Source organism: Agarivorans litoreus (genome assembly GCF_019649015.1).
GTDB classification, from domain to species: domain Bacteria; phylum Pseudomonadota; class Gammaproteobacteria; order Enterobacterales; family Celerinatantimonadaceae; genus Agarivorans; species Agarivorans litoreus.
The window spans coordinates 1,589,496-1,606,334 of record NZ_BLPI01000001.1 but is presented as its reverse complement, the minus strand read 5'-3'; the positions used below and the strand labels follow the sequence as shown (position 1 = coordinate 1,606,334).

The 16,839-nt window shown below is 45.1% G+C and carries 10 protein-coding genes; 5 read left to right on the top strand and 5 right to left on the bottom strand.

Annotated features, from left to right (window positions below):
- Positions 1 to 464 precede the first annotated feature (464 nt).
- Positions 465 to 704, top strand: a complete 240-nt coding sequence (locus K5L93_RS07350) for a hypothetical protein (protein ID WP_220719130.1) — start codon at positions 465 to 467, stop codon at positions 702 to 704.
- A gap of 76 nt (positions 705 to 780) precedes the next feature.
- Here K5L93_RS07350 and K5L93_RS07345 read toward each other — a convergent pair whose 3' ends face one another.
- From K5L93_RS07345 to K5L93_RS07325, 5 genes are all read right to left on the bottom strand, one after another.
- Positions 781 to 3,228, bottom strand: a complete 2,448-nt coding sequence (locus K5L93_RS07345) for a hypothetical protein (protein WP_220719129.1) — start codon at positions 3,226 to 3,228, stop codon at positions 781 to 783.
- 19 nt (positions 3,229 to 3,247) lie between these two features.
- Positions 3,248 to 4,567 carry a hypothetical protein gene (locus K5L93_RS07340; protein ID WP_220719128.1) on the bottom strand — a complete coding sequence of 440 codons (1,320 nt, stop codon included), beginning with the start codon at positions 4,565 to 4,567 and terminating at the stop codon, positions 3,248 to 3,250.
- Positions 4,568 to 4,613: 46 nt separating this feature from the next.
- Complete coding sequence (locus K5L93_RS07335; protein ID WP_220719127.1) at positions 4,614 to 5,108, bottom strand: hypothetical protein; 495 nt, start codon at positions 5,106 to 5,108, stop codon at positions 4,614 to 4,616.
- A 223-nt stretch (positions 5,109 to 5,331) separates the two neighbouring features.
- Positions 5,332 to 5,640, bottom strand: a complete 309-nt coding sequence (locus K5L93_RS07330) for a hypothetical protein (protein ID WP_220719126.1) — start codon at positions 5,638 to 5,640, stop codon at positions 5,332 to 5,334.
- Between the two features lie 368 nt (positions 5,641 to 6,008).
- Positions 6,009 to 7,268 (bottom strand): hypothetical protein, encoded by a 1,260-nt coding sequence (locus K5L93_RS07325; RefSeq protein ID WP_220719125.1) that lies wholly within the window; start codon positions 7,266 to 7,268, stop codon positions 6,009 to 6,011.
- A gap of 244 nt (positions 7,269 to 7,512) precedes the next feature.
- Between K5L93_RS07325 and K5L93_RS07320 the strand changes: the two genes are divergently transcribed.
- The 4 genes from K5L93_RS07320 (at position 7,513) to csm6 (ending at position 16,819) form a co-directional block, all read left to right on the top strand.
- Complete coding sequence (locus tag K5L93_RS07320; protein WP_220719124.1) at positions 7,513 to 8,343, top strand: hypothetical protein; 831 nt, start codon at positions 7,513 to 7,515, stop codon at positions 8,341 to 8,343.
- A 444-nt stretch (positions 8,344 to 8,787) separates the two neighbouring features.
- On the top strand, positions 8,788 to 14,637 hold the full coding sequence (gene hhe / locus K5L93_RS07315) for a DUF4011 domain-containing anti-phage protein Hhe (protein WP_220719123.1): 5,850 nt from the start codon (positions 8,788 to 8,790) through the stop codon (positions 14,635 to 14,637).
- Between the two features lie 334 nt (positions 14,638 to 14,971).
- Positions 14,972 to 15,274, top strand: a complete 303-nt coding sequence (locus tag K5L93_RS07310) for a hypothetical protein (RefSeq protein ID WP_220719122.1) — start codon at positions 14,972 to 14,974, stop codon at positions 15,272 to 15,274.
- A gap of 417 nt (positions 15,275 to 15,691) precedes the next feature.
- Positions 15,692 to 16,819 carry a CRISPR-associated ring nuclease Csm6 gene (csm6, locus tag K5L93_RS07305; RefSeq protein ID WP_220719121.1) on the top strand — a complete coding sequence of 376 codons (1,128 nt, stop codon included), beginning with the start codon at positions 15,692 to 15,694 and terminating at the stop codon, positions 16,817 to 16,819.
- The last annotated feature ends 20 nt before the right edge of the window (positions 16,820 to 16,839 follow it).

The window sequence follows — 16,839 nt, the reverse complement described above, 5'->3', positions numbered from 1 at the left end:
TGAGGGCGGCTTAATCTCAGTGGAACTGATTAACGAATATCTGAAACGACTAAGATGTGAGCACACATAAAAGCAAATTTTTGCTGCCTAGTTTATGGAGAGTTATTGCTATTACTCTACGTTTTTTTCATCAAGCTTTCCCTTATTTTTATAACAAAATTATTGCTTTTCAACTCATCAGAATTCGGCGGAATAATGTGTCGAAAGCCCCCCTAAAATCGCTGTTTTTAGGGGGTAGCTTCGCAAGATGAAAATCTATTTATATCAATGACTTTTGGTCGAAAAATGGCAAACTGTAACTCGTCAATACGATTTGACACTTTTTGGGGTATTTCACCATTACTTTATTTGCTTCCAAAGTTCGGTTTGTAGGCAAATATTAATGGTGTTTGGTCGAGCTAAAATTGTCAGACGCGAGCGCTATGATGCAATGGTCTAGCATTTACAACCTCAGGAGAATGCTAATGTTTGATTATACCAACCTCGAACGAGGGTTAGTTTGCGCTTGGATTGACGGTGACGACCACAGAGCGCAGAGCGTTGCGAGTTTTTTACCGCTGATAATTGTTTACAGGTTACCGGCAAAATATTTACAGGGTTTACCCACCGATACCGATCCTGAATTGCTCGGGTTTATAGCAGCCTTACTTGCCGTGCGAGTCAAAAAAGAGGTAGCTCGTCACCCTGAGCTTAACAAACCTTAGTGTCTTTAGTTATGTGAAGATGTAGGGCGGCTAATTGCCGCCCTAATTTTTTACATTCGTTAGTAGCCTACGCTAACTAAACTTTAATGTTGTTGAGAGCATTGATAGCCGATAGGTACAAATAGCCAAAAAAAATAACGTGCTGCATAACTTTCACGCACCGCCTGCCATTTTCTGTGATGGAAATTTTACTCGCATATTTGCAAGTTTCATCTTGAACTGAGCTCGTCACTAGACCTAGTTGCTTGTATTTTTTTGGCCATGATTTCAATGGTAACCCATCATTGTGTGGTGAAAATATCAATCCGATATTGACTCCAGATGGAAATAACCCAGCTAACGCTTTTAGTTGCCGTCGAATCGAGGTTGGAGTCATGTATAGGGTGTTAGCCAAGCCTGCATGCACAAAGGTTTTTAACTGCTCAATGCTTCGTGTATTGCTTATGTGGCGAAAAATATGAGCCAGCATCTCTCTGTCTTTTTTAAAAACCGGTGGTTCTAGCTTTCCCACCTGATTGACCGGGAAAACTGGCTTGCCTTTTCGTGTAAGCTTGGCTATCAACCTTGTATGTGCAGAAGAGATTTTCGCTAGTTGCAGCCTATTACATACGCTGTAAATGGCTACTGTACCAAAAGACTGATGCAGCATTTCCAATGTGAGCACTATTTGGGGAGGGCTAGAAATACGGTTAAATTTTTTGGGGCGGCCCCCTCGCTTAATATGCTCTGCATATTGGCTGAGTAATCGATTCTGCACCCCATGCTGGATTTGCTGCGATGTTGCTGAAGGGTGCATACGTTTATGGGCCCCAATCATTTTTCCTATGCTAATTGCACTGCAGTCGGTAATTTTTGCTATGTCGACAAGTGGTTGGATGTTAATGAGGCTTTCTGTCATTTGCTCGTGCTCAAAATGGCGATAATGGTGCAGGCCAACTTGATAGTCAGCGTGGCCTGCGAGCCGATTAAACACTTGCTGTGCGTTAGTTGCATTTGCATCTTCTGAGCCCGTCAGCGCCAAACGAATTGCTTTTATTTCGTCTGTAGATATTCCCGTATAACGTTTTATTAGAGCGTTGGATGCAAACAGAATTAGGGCTAATCGAGAAAATGCACAGTGCCTAAATGTGTAGCAACTGCAGTGCTCATTGCCAGTTAGCGCGCGCAGCTGCGCACCAGCGTCATCAATCACGCTATCCAGTGAAATATCGAAGAGTGGTTGTTGTGAGTCGGCGCCATATTGCGCGACACGAAGATTAATCAGGGCATTTACCCAATGCCGCTCGGCTTCAGGGATTAAAACTGTGGGAAGTTCCCTAGTTGCTTGTTGCGTTTTCAATGAGTGGTCAAAGCTTGCTCTCACCTGAATACCTAGCTCATCATGATGGGCGACATCTTTGATACGTAAATTCACAGCTTCTTGGGTTCGCAGACCTAGCCGGTTCATGATGATAATAAATACACCCGTTTGAAGCGCGGCCATTGGCGAAGACTGTGCTTTGGTGAGGGCTTCGAAAAGGTGCATCCATTGCACATCATTAATATATCCGGCATTTATAATATTGCCTAAACGCTGATTTGCTACGCCATCAATTGATTGTTCGGTAAGGTCTTCGATGGCGCGTTTGCATAAAGTGTATGTTCTAGCGCTAGTTATTTTCTTTTGTTCAGATAACCGCCTGGCTAAACGACTCAGTTTGTCCTTAATATCGGTTGATGAGAAATCAATGAAATCATCATGTAAAAGCTCTTTGAGATGACTTCTATCAGTAGCAAAGCTGCTGAGCTTTTTGTGCCGTCTATTTATCAAATAGCCACATGCTGCGACTACACCGTCGTGTTTACCAATATGTTCAGCTCGCAGTTGGTGGATTAATGTGAGCTCAGCAAGCGCCTGTTTATCGCCTTTTTTAGGAGAGGCCTGTGATAATAATTTCCCGGACACGGCAGAGCGATGTTGAGTGGGGGCCTCAATCGCAGTCATCGAAATGGTATTTTGTTGCAGCCACCGGGCGTTGGTGTGTGTTAGTGGGGCGCTCTGCAGCGGCTGAAGCAGTTGTTCTATTTGAGTAGCAGATAGTTGTCCGTAGTAGTTAAACGTATAATGCTCGCGGAGCTGCTTGTAAAAAAGCCTTTCTGTTGTCAGCGGATTTAGGCCTAGTGATACCAATGTTCGTTTTATACGTTGCCAACTTTTAACCTCATCCCACTGCAGCTGTGAATTTAGCTGTGATAAGTAATTGAAAATGAGGCCTGCTGTAACACCAACTGGATAGAAGCGCGACTCCAATCGAGCCACGCCTTTTTCGTCTCGAACATTGCCGCTGCATGTATTGTTAGTAGCGGTATTTAACTCTAGCCATATTTGTGCGTCATAACGAACCAAATGTCGGAGGCGAGGGATGATGGCTGCTAAACGCTGATGGGTAAACTCTCCCTGCAACAACACCAATGCGCAAGCGATGTTATCGGCCCAATCTTCCTCTTCCCAAGCTTTTTTATTTTCATTTTCGATGAATGACACGAAGCTATCTATGATAGTTTTATAACTCCACCCCCAAAAAATCCTGCTCATCTATCCAGTTCGCAATAGTTGTAAGATTTCCTGAAACTCCCGCAGGAGAAGCGTTTGCGAGCGTGTCGTAACCAAACCATCTATCTGCAAGCAGATAAGAAAATTCGTTTCTCACGTGCTGTTGTAAGTGACGTCGTCCGGCATTTAACGGCAGTGATGATATTTCTGTTATGCCAATCGAGCATAAGAACGTTTTTCGAATATTTGCTGTCATCGGAGTGACACTAGGGCTATTTGAGTGGCACTCAATGTAGAAAAAAGCCGGGCGCTGGCCATGATAAACGTCGTTAATATAATCAAAAACTGGCTTATCTTTGTAAGGTGGTGCAGTTAGCCAGTCTTCTAGTTTTTCGTAATACCAAGCAATAAGGGATTGTAAACGTTTGGGCAGTGGTAGCTGGCGCTTTGATGAAGGCCCTTTGTCTAGCACTTCTACTGAGTTAGATAATAGCCGCGGCAAAAGCCATCTTGCGCATTGGGCCGGTCGACAGCCTAAGCCAACTTCTAACGATAGGGACGTGAACGCCGCAAGGCTATTTAGAAAAACGAACTCATTATTAATACTCTGGAAAGCCCTGCTTATTACAGCCTTTGTCTTAACTAGTGCTGAATGAAGCATTTGGGTATCGACTGGCGGTGTTGTAAAACCTTGCGCCTTTTGAGGCTTTTTCCAAGTCGCGTTAATGCCACTCGCGCGGAGCAGGCGCTGTTGGAATGTATAACTGTAATTTTGAATATCGTTCAGCAGTATTGCTCGGTAATACAGCGTCCAGGTGGCTCGATTATTCGATACCGTGAGCACATCAACGTGCTCACGATGCAGCGGACTCATTTGTTCGAGCATCAGTCGTTGCAATCGAGTCGGAGTGAGTCCTTTTTCGAGCTGGTTGCATACACGGGTTAGCGGTGCTGAGCTGTAATCATCTTTGTGGTTAATGAGCGCTAACCACCCCTCAGCTAAAGCCTCTGGTAGTGTTATTTGCACGCTGCGCTTGCCAAAAGGCAGATTGATGTTGATATTGATGGATGGACAGGAATTACTTATATAAGTTACAAAGCTGAGTACTTGGTTTTCATCGCTTTCTTTCGGCTCACCCATTGTGATGGCGTTGAATAAACATTTCACTGAAATACCTGTTAATGCTGAGCTTAATAAGAGGCTTTCATAAGGTCTGTGCGCAGAACCAAAAAGCCTAGCAATCGCTTTATGTACGGTATTCTTGGGTAATATTTGACGAGTGGCCTTACCGCTGGCAACTCGATTTTTTCTATGGATAGTAGAAGACATCTCTTTCTCCGTGTTTATTGTGTCTTCTCATGTAGTTAAAGTTTTTTCAGCGATTTGTGATTTTTTTCCATTTTTTTTCAAATTTTGAGATCCGGCTCTGTAGCGTCGAGGTGGGTAAGCCCAGTTTTTGGGCAGCATACCGAACGCTAACAGCCTTTCCATCCGGTCGAATTAACCCCCTTTCTATTCGCCATTTGGGGGGTTGACTAAAAATAAAATTGAGTACTGGTATGTCGAGCCCCGCGTAAATGAGGGAATCTCCAAGCAAGGCGCCCCAACTCCGTTTTATAAGGGCCTGTGGGGCGATTTTTTTTATTCGAATACAGGTAATGTCTGGAATGTTGCGTTTTTTCGCAATAGCTAGCGCGGCTTGCCCCGTTATGATATGCGTAGCAGTAGTTTCTACGACAATAGGGGCTACCTCTGCATTGTGGAGCAATGTTGGGAGGGTAGGAAACTGAAAAATTAGTTCATCAATGGCACTCTCTAGGCTTGGTAGAAGGGCTATATCTTTTAGCTGGACAGTTTTAAACTCTGACATGTTGTAACTCGCAATATCTTTACCGGTATTGCTATAGCCAAAGTTTTTAAGGAAATTTTAAAAAAAAGCCCGATTTCAGATAATAAGTGCGACATTCATGGAAAGGTGTAGAAGAGGGAGCCGGCTTAGTTGGCCTAGGCACCTCTTTAATAAACAGTTATTTACCATCGTGTTTAGTTGCTTCAACAATTTGCCTGTAAGCCCACCAATTAACACTTTTGAATTATATGTTAGGCAACGGCCGAGAATGAACAATTCCAAAGTTTTCATCATGTAACTCTTGATTATCATCAAACATATTAAGTCTGCGTCGATGCTCTATTAATGCTTCCAATGCCACTTGGAAGCAGCTTTCGCACATGTCTAGGTGATGAGTTACGCCATCCATTTTTGAGCCATATCCCCAATTAGCGTTTAACTCTCCGACCTCTTCTAATTTTGTACCGTTACAGTCAACCAAAACACTAACACCACAAACATCACAGTGACGGTCAATCTCGACCTCGACCATTTTAAGCCCAAAAATCTTCATCTCTGCGTCCCCCCTTTTCTGGGATCCTGTTTCATTTATAGTAATGATAGTCGTCGTTAGTACTTTATTTGAACCATAGGCTAACGAAATTTCGGTAGGTTTTTGGAAGAGGTAAACGTGGTTTTTAGTTCTCGATTAAGTGCTTATCTTTAACTATTTCGTGTTTGGCGGCGTTGTAAATGCAGATGAATCGCTCAAGTTCAGAATTAAAACTGTTAAGCAAGTTTGGAATTAAAATTGTTATCTATACCGTTGTATAGCGGCTTATATTCCTGCAATTTCAGTCGGGCTGGTGGGAGTAGAGTCGCAGCCAGAGCCAGAGCCTGCAAGCGCTCCTTGTCGGTCTCCCTAGCTTGTGTAGCTTCTTGCTAAGCTATGGAAGCTGCCTTTGTCCTGTCGATGATTGTTTGATTTGTTGCAATTACCTTGTTGAAGTGCTTTTTCACCGCGGCTTTTCTTGCGACCACGTCTGTCATATACCGGCTCGTGACGCTGCCAACAACTCCTAGCCACCAGGTGTTTGTAGCAACCGCAACGCCATTGCCAAGTAAATAACAGTAATAAGCGGTTCCAGATCTTTCGCCAGCTGTTCTAGCTTTTTGGTATAGCGTAAGGCTTTCTTCTTTAAAGGATGTAAAGGCGATGAAAGCCATAGTTATTACAGGGGGCATAAAGTCTAGATTAAGCTCTGCTGCATTAGCGGCGTTGACTACTTCGTCAGTTATGTCCTCGTTTGTAAAGCCACTGCTCAAAACTCCATCACCCGCTCCGGCTAGTACCAGTTGACTGTACACTTCTTCTGTAGTGACAATATCAATGGAAGGGTACTTATCCAACGCCGCTTGAACATAGTGTATCGAATCGGTCGCTTTAGCTTGAAGGATTTCTTGTACACCTCCATTCGGCCCTATGATTTCGATGTCCCATCCTGGCTGATTAGCTAGCTCGACAACTTGGGCTTCATACCCGTCAGGCAAATTGCCATCATTGAGATAATCTACGTACTTCAATTCAAAGAGCTTGCCTTTTACGCCGCTGATAAAACCAAGTAATTGTGCATCGGTTTCTAATTCACGCACTTTGTCTAAGAACGTCATCTGCTCTGCTAATCCAGGGTATTGAGCGGCATATGCTTCTTCAATAATGCTGTCGATAGAGCCTTGTGATAGGAGGCTGGCTAAGGACTCTCCACACAAAAAAATAGCATCGAGCTGGGAACGATCGCGATGCAGTTCGCGAAATTGCGAACCTTGGCTTTCAATCCGATCTGTAAGATCTTTAGTGTCTGGTGATAGCAACAGAATTTGAGCATTGTCAATTAGGTCGGTTACTGAACGGACACCACCGCTCAATACACCTGAAACGACCTCTCCAGTTCTTTTACTGGCTTCTAGAAGCTGTTCTCCATTCTTCTTGATGCTATCGGACATATCCTCAGATATGTTGATTAGCTTATCAGTTTGTTTACGAACTTGCTCTGAGTTAGCGGCCTGCTCGGCGAGTTGCTTTGCTTGTTCACTTAGCTCGGTAGCTTTATTGTAGGCATCTTTAGTGCTGCTTTTGAGGCGTTCACTGTGTCTTTCTATGGTTACTTTGTGCTGAGAAAACCATCGAGATAAATTTTTCATTCGCAACTGCTCGTTTTGAGTCTAGTTATCACATATCAGATAAGTAAGTTTATTTCATGGTGAATTTATATGCTGATATGATAATTATATTTGGTTTATTATACTTTTTTTGTTCTGTTTTGTTTTGATCGGAGACATATAACGCTTTAGTATTGAGACGGCCCAAAAACAACAATATAGTAAATGCTCAATCTATTTCGTCGGTTGGGCAATACAACTCGGCAAAAATACCAATGAGAAGTAAATGACTTTACAAGCCCCAGACAAAATAGTTTTTATGGGCGAAGAGTTCAGTATTGAACGACAGCTCTTAACAAAAGAGCATATAGGCCTAGAACCTTCAGGTGTTTGCACTGCTTTGTGGAGAGGGTTCACCGCTCTGTATAAGATTACGCAGGACCATCGCTTAACTCTAGATTCTCTCTCCCTCTTCGGAGTCGGTTCATTTGCACACAATGTTGCCAGTACCAATCACTTTCACACTGACTATCACAATTATGTACTCGATGTGGGGTTCTACAGCCTTTTTACTGGGGTGTTGCGACTAAGAAAACACTACCTTAAAGTATCATCGTTCGCATTTACTTCGACAGATGATGATTATCAAACTCTCATTGAGCTCAGCTTTGTAAGGGGGAAAGTGGTAGATGTGAATCCAATTCGAGTAGCTTTTGATTCCTCAACAAAAACTGTACTCAAGACAACCAAACAACTTCATAGAGACTTTAATTGTTTCCAAGAAGCGTATGAGTTTGCTCAAACGCTCTGGGGTTCTGGTGTTTCAGGGGTGAAAGTCCGTCCTCATGGAGCGAGATTATTTGTTGTCGTTGCTGACTACGATGCTGAGTTTAAATGCTTGTTTGGTAATCGGTTGGAAAAAAGATTTTGTAATGCATGCGGTGAAATCATCCCCATAGAACGCGTTAAGCTAGCGCCTTCCTCGTTCATGTGTGTTCATTGTTTAAGCAAACTAGAATCAGAAAAAGGCTTTGAGAGAAAACTGGACAACGATGGTATAGGTGGAAAAAGAGAAGAAGCAATAAGAACTATGCATAACAAACGAAACGGGCTGTGAAGACAACCTTTTAATTGCCCAGCCTTTCGTAGACCGCTCTTTAGTTGTAATTTCTAAGTTTATCATAAGCCAACGGAGGCATATCTCCGCCTAGCTGTGCTTACTCTCAGAGTTATGCAACATCTCGATGCAATCGAAAATATCAGTGCGTGCTACTGATCATTATTGAAAACTCACTTTATGGGCAAGATCTGTTTGAAAGACTTAATGTTATAACAAAAGTCGCTGGATATAGTGAAGGCCAGCTTTGGGTAAAGTGTAGTTATAAAGTTTTCCTCTCCTTTTGAGTGTTAGTCCTAATTTTTAACCATAAAGCTGATCTAGAAACCGATTTTTTCATCAATAATTGATAAACTCACCACACTTTATTGTATTACTTAATTAAGTGTTGTTTTCTGCCTGGTGATTCAAGTAGTTCTCAGCATTACCTCTGACGAGATATAAATGAGCAAGCCTAGATTAGGAGAGCTTAGAAGGGATATCGTTGAGCTACTTAAACAAACGCCAAGGTTGAAGGCCAAAGAGATTGCATCGAAGCTTCGCTGCCTTCATGGCTATGAAGTTGATAGAACAGCAGCAAATTCCTTGCTGTATGAGCTAAAAAGCAGTTCTCTAGCGACCATCGATAGCGACTACCGCTGGCAGCTCTCGTCTATAATCGTTCCTAATTCCACCCCAGCTACGGTGGATGTTTCTCCTCCAACGCCACCGGTTGTGCCCTCAGCTCAAGTGGTTCGCAGTACTAAATCAGAGCCCCCTAACAACGACAAGGTTGAAGATAGTCCCATGGCTAATGACTCATTTGCATTTGATTCCTTAGAAGCTGTTCGCAAGAAACTTCTCGACCTCAGCGGCCGAAACACCTTATTGAACTATCGTCATCCCAAGGCGAACTGTGTCAGGTTTATTGATGAGCTGCCAGACCAAGTTACCGAGCTGCTCAGGTCAGAAAAAGTCGTCACACTTCTTCCTGTACCTGAGCCAACCGAACAACAGTTGATTAAGGCCGGCTACATCCAGAAGGATCCCGAAACGGGTGAAATGGTTACCAAAGATTTTCCTACTGCGGTGCAGTGGGCAAAGTATCTGGGAATCAACACCAGTTATGACCTACCAGAAAAACAGGTGGCGGAAGAACTACAAGCGGGCCACCAAGACAACAACCTGCAAACGCTTCTTTACAACGGTGAATTAGAGCCAAGACTGAGAGGGTTGCGCAGTAAAGCGCACACGGCGATTGAAGAGAGCGGGGCCAATATTCTCTATTTCAACATTGGCTTTCTTGAGTGGAAGGAGAGTCGTGATTCTGATGTGGTGCGAACGGCCCCACTGTTCACCATTCCAGTGATGTTAGAGCGCACAACCCGCCCTAACAGCCATGGCGCCTATACCTATACCATAGCCATCAAAGATGACAGCATGCTGAACAATTTCACCCTAAAGGAGAAGCTGCAGCATGACTTTGGTATAGCGCTACCAGAGATTGAAGAAAACACCACGCCAGAAGAGTACTTTGAGCGCATCCAAGATACTGTGCTGCAGCGCTACCCAGAGTGGCGTATTCGCCGTCAGGCCAGCTTGGTGTTACTCAATTTCACCAAGCAAGCCATGTATATGGATCTGGATCCAAGTAATTGGCCAAAAGACAAGAACATTACCGACCACCCCATTGTTAAGCAGTTTTTTAGCGCAGGGGAAGAGAGCAGCGGCGGTGCAGCTTATGCCACCGAGCACAACATTGACCAAATCTCGACAATTCATGATGACTTTCCAATCATCTACGAGGCGGATAGCTCGCAACACAGCGCACTTATCGACGCGGTTGAGGGTAAGAACCTGGTAATTGAAGGGCCTCCGGGTACCGGCAAATCGCAAACTATTACCAACTTAATTGCCGCTGCAATTGCCTCTGGTAAACGGGTGCTTTTCGTCGCAGAGAAAATGGCCGCTCTTAACGTAGTAAAAGATAAGCTAGATAAGGTAGGCTTAGGGGAGTTTTGTCTCGAGCTGCATAGCCACAAAACCAACAAACTAAAGATCTTTGACGAATTGGGTACTCGCCTAGGTCGTCAGCAGTCCTATACCAAACCAGCGGAGCTAGAAGCAGACATTAGTCGCTATGAGTCACTTAAGTCTCACCTACTTGAGCATGCTGAGTTGGTTAATAGTCATTGGAAGAATACTGAGCGAAGCATTCACCAAATCCTAGTGGGTGCAACCCACTATCGCGAGAAGCTCGGTATTGATCCTGATTCAGTCAATATCTCTGACATTAATGGGGAACGGCTTTCTATTGTCCTTCAGAAAGAAATTGCTGATCACGCCAACATGCTCAAAGGCATTTATGACCAAGTATCCGAGCAAGCTGCAGACGGCAACATCCATAGTCACTACTGGTACGGGGTAAACAACACAGAGCTTTTAGGTTTCCAGACTGATGACTTTAAGCAGGCATTGCAGCAATTTAATCAGTCCTTGCAAGACTTACAGGTCATGCTAGCTGAGAAGCTTGCCGGTATCGCTGTGCAGCCAGAGCATGTCCTCAAGCTTGAACAAGTACAGCAGCTCAGTGGTATGCTCAATAAGCTGCCAGAGCTAGGAGAGTCAACGCCGCTTCAAGCCATCCCTGATTTATTTGAAGCGGATGAGTCGCTGGTAGACACCTTGACTCGCTATCAGAGTATTCATCAACAGAATCAGCAAATTGCGCAGGCACTTCGCGAAGAAGCCGTTGATCAAACCAATACCACAGCTCAACTCGAGCAGAGCTTAAAGCAGTTCTCGGACTTTGGTGTTAACTCCAGCACTGAGCTAGCTAAGCTATCCGCCTCCGTTGTCACAACAGAGTCGTTTTCGCAAACTTTGGCCGAGCTTGACGAAGCTTTAGAAGCGGTGAGTGCTGGCCTTCCTTCCTCGCTTGCAGCTTGTCACAAGCTAGATGCAAACGGTCTAGCCGAGCTGAGTAAGCTGGTAGAACTCATCCAATTGTTGCCAAATGAGCTTTGGCGCTACCGAGGTGAGCTCTACGACAATGCAGATCTAGACCCGAGTATCGAACAGCTAAGTGGCTTGCTTGAAGATGCCAAGCCAAGCCACGACAAACTGGAAGAGCAGTTTAGCTTGCATCGGCTTCCTTCGTCTGAGGAACTAGGTCGAATAAAGGCCACGGTCGAAGCTGGCGGCTTTTTCAGTTTCTTGTCTTCAGATTGGCGCCAAGCGAAGAAAGCATTACTGGCCTTGGCAGCTTCACCTAAGGCCAAGCTCAAGTCCTTGCAGCCATTGCTTGCTGACTTGCTTAGCTACAGCCAAACCACGGAGAAAATGCAAAGCCTGTGTGAGCAAGAGCCTGAATTGGCCGAGCTATATCGCGGGGTAGATACGCCAATCGAGCGTATCACAGCACTGCGTAGTTGGTACCTAGCTGTGCGTAAAGAGTACGGTATTGGTTTTGGCAAGCGGGTGGAGATGGGCTCGGCTTTGCTTGGGCTAGAGCGCAACTTTGCCATCAGCTTTAAAGACTATGCCGAAAAAGAAATCTCACCACGCTTAGAGAGCATCAAGGCGCTTAAGCTGGGCTTAGCACATCTATATACCAAGCAAGATTACTTGGGTGAGCAAAGCCCCTCTGCTGATTCAAACGCGCCACTGTTGGCAGATTCTGCCAACCAGCATCTTCAACAGCTCAACACGGCGCTAGCTCAGTTAGAGCCGCTTGCAAGCAGTACAGAAGTAACGCTAGAAGAACTGTCTCAAGCAAGCAAAGCATTGGCCCAGCGACAAATAAGCATAGATACATGGAATGCCAGCGCATTACCAAAGTTGCTGCACAAACACTTGCCACTGTCGCTAAAAGCTGGGGAGTTTTCAGCAGAACAGCTAGCCGTTGCGGAGCAATTGCATTGCATAGTAGAAGCCATGAAGCCTTCTGTCGCGCTGGCATCGGCGTTAACTCAAGCGCCAAGCTCCAGCACCTATCAACAACTGCGTGCGCTGGCAATGCCACTGAGTGCTCAATTACAGCAGATTAGTGAGCGAGAGGGGCACTTCCAACAACTAGGTCGGGTAAATCTCGACGAGTGGCAGCAAAGCACCGATGGCAGCATCGACTCGCTGACTGAGCGCAATCAGCAAGCGTTAAGCAACCCTAAATGGCTGGATACCTGGCTTGATTACATTCAACTGCGTGCACGTCTAAGCAATGACGGACTTTCGCAATTGATTAAGCAAGTCGAATGCGGGCTCATTGCCACTGAGCAACTCAGTGACGTGGTCGAGCTGGCGATCAATCACCAGCTGGCCAAAGAGATTTTTGCCGAGCACAGTGGCATTGCTCAATTCAACGGTATGGAGCAACAAGAGCGTCGCAAGGCCTTCCGAAGCTACGACAAGAAAATTCAAAGCTTGCAGCAGCAATTGGTCGCTTACAAAGCCTCGCGCACCACAGTGCCAGCAGGGGTTAAATCTGGTCGGGTTGGTTCTTACAGCGAGTTAGGCCTAATTGAACACAACCTTGGCCTACAGCGTCCGCGCATTGCCGTACGCCAATTGCTCAAACGCTCAGGCGCTGCCATTCAGGCGCTAAAACCTTGCTTTATGATGAGTCCAATGTCGGTCGCCCAATATCTAGAGCCCGGCCAATTTGACTTTGATTTGGTTGTAATGGATGAGGCCTCTCAGATCCGCCCAGAAGATGCGCTTGGCGCCATTGCACGCGGCAACAGCATCGTAGTGGTGGGGGATCCAAAACAGTTGCCGCCCACCTCGTTCTTCCAGAAAGCGGTAGACAACGAAGACGATGAAGACATCGTGGCACTAGAAGCCGCCGAAAGCATTCTAGAAACCGCCATCCCCATGTTCACCAATCGTCGCTTGCGCTGGCACTACCGCTCGCGTCACGAGTCCTTGATCAGCTTCTCCAACCACAAGTTCTATGACTCAAACCTAGTTCTATTCCCATCGCCTTACAGCGAGAGTGACGAATTTGGTATTCGCTTTACCAAGGTGAGCAAAGGTCGCTTTGAAGGGCGTCGCAACGTGGCAGAGGCAAAAGCGGTTGCCGCCGCAGCAGCCAAGCAAATGCATACCTCGCCTGAAGAATCTCTAGGCATCGTGGCAATGAACTCAGAGCAGAGCGATGAGATTGAGCGGCAGCTAGAGTTGCTCATCAAGGAAAATCCCGAGTATCAGTTGGCTTACGAGCGCAACTTAAACTCTGCCGATCCGCTGTTCGTTAAAAACCTTGAGAACGTGCAGGGTGATGAGCGCGATGTCATCATTATTTCCATGACCTACGGCCCACAAACTGCAGGCGCCACTTCAATGGCACAGCGCTTCGGCCCAATTAACTCTAACGATGGCTGGCGTCGCCTCAACGTACTGTTTACCCGTTCTAAAAAGCGCATGGCGATTTTCTCGTCCATGGACTCTGGCCATGTCCGTACCAGTGAGAACAGTAAGCGTGGCGTAATGGCGCTCAAAGCTTTCCTTTCTTACTGCGAAACCGGACAGCTTGAGCACTTCGCTCACACAGGTAAAGCTGCAGACAGTGACTTTGAGCTGGCAGTAATGGACATGCTGGCCGAGCATGGTTATGAGTGTGAGCCTCAGCTTGGTGTGACCGGTTACTTCCTAGATATAGCGGTTAAAGATCCCGGTATGCCAGGGCGCTACCTAATGGGCATTGAGTGTGATGGTGCCAGCTACCACAGTGCTAAGTCGGTGCGAGACCGTGACCGCTTGCGCCAAGAAGTACTCGAAGGCTTGAACTGGCGAATTCGCCGAATCTGGTCAACAGACTGGTTTAAAAACCCGCAAGCGCAGTTGCAGCCAATACTAAGTGAGTTGGCCAAGCTGAGCACGCCTATTCAAGCGGCAGAAAGCAAAGCCTCCGACAACGCGCAGTCAACATCGGCTGAGACTGAAGCCCAAGCCACAAGCGCACCTGAGCAGCAGGTTGAATTAGATCTTGATGACACCACAACTGAAGACGATCTGCTAGAGAAGAACTTACAGCAAGTAGATATTAGCCAAGCTTATTCTGCTCCAGCGGAGGGGATAGACTTACGCCAAGTGCTTGAGGGCTTTAACCAACAAGTAATCCGCGCAGAGCTGCCAAAGGGCGATATCAGCAAAGGTCTGCTCCGTCCGGCCATGCTGGAAGCCCTGCTTGATGCCCAGCCTTGCTCAAAAGCAGAGTTTGTCGAATGTATCCCTGAATACCTTCGCTTAGCCACCCATAAATCAGAGGGTAAGTACCTAGATCAAGTATTGGAATTAATCGAAGAGCATGCTTAAAGCTTCGACAGTCTAGTCGGTCAGTCACATCGTGGAAGAGTGCAAAAGCTTTCAAACACTATATCGAGCAGGTTGGTGCTTATCAGCAAGCTGCTAAACAATTAATTGATGCTCAAGGATGGCTGAACACCACAAGAGTTAAGCTATTTCAGAGAGGTTTTTGTGCTGTCGTTTTATGGCTCTATACAAAGTGCAAAGGAAAGTGACCTAGGGGTTAATGAGCTAGGGACGGACGGTTGCGTAGTGTTCGGCAACTGAATTTCACCTCGAGCTGGTTGTTGACTATGGAAAAATTAGTGTATGCGTTTTTGATTGTCGTCTTCCTAATAAAAAAATGCCATCACAGCGACACGCTAGTCAGCCTGTTTATTATTCAACAAGTGAGTATGAGCGAATAGAAAACGGAAAGTATCGTTGTGTTCGAACTGGTGAGTTGTTTGTTTCTTCTTGGTTTTTTGGAAAAGCTCATCAAGTAAAGTTGAATGATGTAAATGTTCTAGTTGCTGCTAAGGCCGATGGCGTTAGGCATGAAAAAAAGTGTCGTATCGAATTTGAATCTGCCAGAGAGATTTGGGGTGAGTATGTTTACATGTACCCACAAAAGTGGCTTGAGCAACAAGCCTCAAGGCTTTGGTAAGCATATTACTGTTAGTCGAGAGCTGATAACTAATAACTAAGTAGCCGCTAACTAACAACCGACATTTTCTCGCCTCTTGTGAAGACCAAACGGGTGTCAAGTTAACGAAATTTCGGTAGGTTTTTGGAAGAGATAAACGAGGTTTTTAGTGTTTCAATAAGAGGGCATGATTGATTAGCCCTGGCGTGTTCAGGTTCGAGATAACGGTGAATCGCCCAAGTTTAGAATTAAAACTGTTATCTAATTATTGATACTCCACCAATAAGTTGCACTCCACCAGAAAAAGGAAGTAGACCTTTATAGAATTAAAACTGCCTACCAAGAAAAACAGTATATTATGATTTCATCTAACCAAAAGTAGCTTCAAAGTGTATTTACGAGGTGAAGAATGAGAAGTGCCCAACGGTGTAATAATAAATGACAATGATGAATATTCTTCTTTGTACAACAGGTGCAAGTCCGCAAGTACTCACGGAAACGCTGTTTGCTATTCATCAAAGCGGTAGACCGTTCCCCGATAAGATTTACGTAATTACCACTAAAAGTAATCAAAGCGTTCTAATTAATGGCTTATTTCGTGATGGTCATTTTCAAGCATTGTTGGACGAGTATGCCATGCCAGCTATTACATTTGATGAAAACCATATTTGGTTTATTGAAGATGATGAAGGTCATTACATCGACGATGCTAAATCGGTTAAAGATCAGGCTTATATGGCCGATTTCATCACTCGTAAGGTTCATCAGCTAAGCCAAGACGATAAGGTAGCAATTCACGCATCTTTAGCGGGGGGGCGCAAAACCATGGCCTTCTATTTAGGCTATGCGATGTCTCTGTTTGGTCGAGAGCAAGATACCCTTAGTCATGTATTTGTTGACGAAGCCTACGAGTTTGTTCGTGATTTTTGGTATCCAACAAAACAAACTAAATGGGTTACCGCTAAGCATGGACAGGGGGAAGTTGATGTTAGTAAAGCTAATGTTACTTTAGCAGAAATACCCTTTGTTCGAATGAGGCAGTCCGTCGATCCCAGTCTTATATCCTCTATGGCTGAACACTCGTTTAATCAAACCGTAGGTATGTTAAATGCCAGTCATAATAACGAGCTCAACCTAGCTATACACAAGAAAGCCAAATTGGTGTCAGCGGTTGGAGTCGATATAAAGCTCACCGCAAAAGAGTTAGCATTTTACTTGTGGTTACTTGCTAAAGAGGAATTGGGCACATTAGTTGATCGAGACTTTGATCTAGATGTTACCCACAGTAAAGCATTCCTCAATATATATAGTGAGCTTGCCCAAGACCCAAGGGTTTACTCTACGTTTGGAACCACGCCCGAAGATTTTAGAGAAGGTGACTATCGCTTTCTCATCGGCATGGAACGAGAGTTCTTACAACCCATCTGTTCAACAATAAATCGTAAGCTTAAAAACGCCTTGCCTGCACAAGTATCAGATAAGCTTGAGATTCAGTCAGTACCAGAAGGAAATAATCAGCGTTATTTTATTAAATTGGGTGATATTGGTGTAACCATCAGGGCATGAACAGTAGGCTGCTTATCATT